This window comes from Corallococcus sp. AB049A (assembly GCF_003668885.1).
GTDB classification, from domain to species: domain Bacteria; phylum Myxococcota; class Myxococcia; order Myxococcales; family Myxococcaceae; genus Corallococcus; species Corallococcus interemptor.
Genome location: NZ_RAWL01000805.1, coordinates 1 through 1,218, shown reverse-complemented (window position 1 = coordinate 1,218; position 1,218 = coordinate 1). Strand labels below are relative to the sequence as shown.

Below are 1,218 nucleotides of genomic sequence, written 5' to 3'. Positions count from 1 at the left end.
CTCCCGGGCGCTCCGGGGAAAGGCGCGGCTCACGCGGGCCTGGAGGGCGGGCGGCCGGGCCCGCTTTCAGCCCAGGCCCAGGCGGGGGAGCGTCACCTCGCGCACGCGGGGGATGCGGAAGCGGTAGAGGAACGCGTCGGCAAAGTAGTGCGCCAGCACCACCGCGTTGGTGGCGATGACGCCCAGCGACCACAGCGGCTGCTGCCTCAGGAAGAAGTCCGAGGCCGCGCCCTGCGTGACGCCGTCCACCAGGGTGACGAAGGGGCTGTTGGCGATGCCCACCAGGATGATGGGCGCCATCACGGCCAGCATCGCCGCCCACACGCGAGGGCCTCGCAGGCGGGTGGTGGTCTCCGAGGGCGTGGGCTGGAGCATGCGGCCCGTGAGGAAGAAGTACTCCAGGCCGTGGATGCCCGCGCTCAGGATGGCGCCCCACAGCGGCCAGACGAGGTAGACCGCCACCACCGCCACGTGAGCCAGGACGTACACGCGCCGGGGCCCGCTCTGTCCCGGGGGCCCGCGCAGCGCGAGCAGCAGCTTCGCGGCGAAGACGCCCCAGACCGCGAGCAGCACCCAGGTGAGGCCGTGCGGCAGCGAGCCGGACTCCGCCTGGCCGATGTTGATCATCGGCCGCGAGCCCAGGGCGCTGGTGACGGGCAGGGCCAGCGAGCGGAGCATCATCAGCGTCAGGGCGACGGGGACGAACTGGCGCTGGAGCGTGCGCTCGGACTCGGACAGGGGCGGGGCTCCGCCGGCGCGAGCCCTGAGGCCGTGCAGCGCCCAGAGTCCCTTCACCTGCGACAGCGTGTGGTGCGCCGCGAGGACGTGGATGCCCGCGCCCAACAGCAGCGCGAGCAGCGGCGCGTACGTGTCCGCGTACCAGAGCAGCGCGAAGGTGAGCGCGAACACCGCCGACGCTCCGCCCACCAGCAGCCGGGACTGGTTGGGCGTGGTGTGCAGCAGCTCGCGCCGGGTGCCCACCAGGAGGAAGGTGAGGATGACGTGCGCGCCGTTGAGGAAGACGTACTGCGACGTCCACCGGCCAATGGCCTGGGCGAAGCCCTGCGAGCCCTCGCCGGTGAGGCTCGCGAGCCACACGGACGCGAGCATCAGCAGCGTGGGCAGCACCAGGATGCTCAGGTCCGCCCGGGGCGAGAAGAGCCACAACCCCTGGAAGCGCACGGACGCCGGGGCCGAGGACGCTTCGAGGGCGGGGGC

The 1,218-nt window shown here is 72.9% G+C and carries 1 protein-coding gene; it reads right to left on the bottom strand.

Annotated elements, in window-relative coordinates:
- Nucleotides 1-66: 66 nt before the first annotated feature.
- On the bottom strand, nt 67-1,218 hold a 1,152-nt coding region (locus tag D7X55_RS39525; protein WP_121725698.1), incomplete at its 5' end, for a hypothetical protein.